Annotated in this window: 1 protein-coding gene; it reads right to left on the bottom strand. The window is 62.7% G+C overall.

The features are described from left to right. On the bottom strand, positions 1 to 305 hold a 305-nt coding region (locus EN851_RS34455; protein ID WP_189587340.1), incomplete at its 3' end, for a crossover junction endodeoxyribonuclease RuvC. Between the last annotated feature and the right edge of the window lie 73 nt (positions 306 to 378).

Genomic DNA, 378 nt, shown 5'->3' on the forward strand with positions numbered 1-378 from the left:
ACCAGCCCGGCGCGCGCCGGAACCAGCATGGCAATACCGCGCGCCTGGCCGAGCTTCAGCGTCGCCGTCGCGTCCTTGTTGACGAACGTCTGCTCGACCGCTGCTTCATGCGGCAAGGCCTGGTGCAACACCTCGACCAATCCGTCATGCAGCTGGCAAAGCCTTGTCGCCAATGGCGCCTTGTCGTCCGAACGCACGGTGCCCGATGCGACGAAGCGCAGCGAATTGCCCACGCTTTCGACGATGCCCCAGCCGGTGCGCCTCAGGCCCGGATCGATGCCGATGATGCGAATCGCTTCCCCCATGCGCCAAGTTTAGCCGTGGCGGCAAGCGATGCCAGCAAAATGTGAACAAACCAGAAACAGTTGCGATCTTAAG

The organism is Mesorhizobium sp. M8A.F.Ca.ET.208.01.1.1 (assembly GCF_004791315.1).
Lineage (GTDB): Bacteria > Pseudomonadota > Alphaproteobacteria > Rhizobiales > Rhizobiaceae > Mesorhizobium.